The following is a 642-nucleotide window of genomic DNA, read 5'->3' on the forward strand; positions in this document are numbered from 1 at the left end:
AACTTGCGGAAAAAGAAAGAAGAAGATAGCTTTTCTTACAAGTTTGTAACTTGTATTGCATGAGCCGGAATTATAAGATTCAAAACAATACAGGAATCTATTTCATCACTTTTGCAACCGTGGAATGGGTGGATGTTTTCACGCGCCAGTCTTATCGTGATATTTTCTTAGAAAGCATCAGGCATTGTCAGAAAGAAAAGGGTCTGATAGTCTATAGCTGGTGTTTGATGAGCAACCACGTCCATATGATTGTCCGTTCTGAATGCGGGGATTTGTCAGGAACCATCAGAGATTTGAAAAAATTTACATCCAAAAAGATCTTGAAGGAAATTCAGCATAGTAACCAGGAAAGTAGAAAAGACTGGATGTTGGAAATTTTCATGAAAGCTGGAGAGAGAAATAGTAATAATCAAAGCTATCAGTTTTGGAGGCAGGATAATCGGCCAATTGAGATTTTCAGTAATGAGGTGATTGATCAGAAGATGGAATATGTTCATAACAATCCGGTTGTTGCCGGGCTTGTAGAAAATGCCGAAGATTACTTGTATTCAAGTGCCAGAGATTATGCAGGTGTCAAGGGGTTAATAGATGTTGAGTTCTTGGATTGAATGGCCACAAGTTGCAAACTTGCGGCAGCATGGG

General features: G+C 39.1%; 1 protein-coding gene. It reads left to right on the top strand.

Features of this window, described 5'->3' with window-relative positions:
* Positions 1–59: 59 nt before the first annotated feature.
* Complete coding sequence (locus ACXAH9_RS17140) at positions 60–608, top strand: REP-associated tyrosine transposase (RefSeq protein ID WP_474896076.1); 549 nt, start codon at positions 60–62, stop codon at positions 606–608.
* Positions 609–642: the final 34 nt, after the last annotated feature.

It is taken from the genome of Ekhidna sp. ABH4_415, from assembly GCF_056161305.1.

Coding starts and splice junctions, on each gene's coding strand:
- ACXAH9_RS17140 (WP_474896076.1), top strand. CDS start 60: ATGAGCCGGAATTATAAGATTCAAAACAATACAGGAATCTATTTCATC.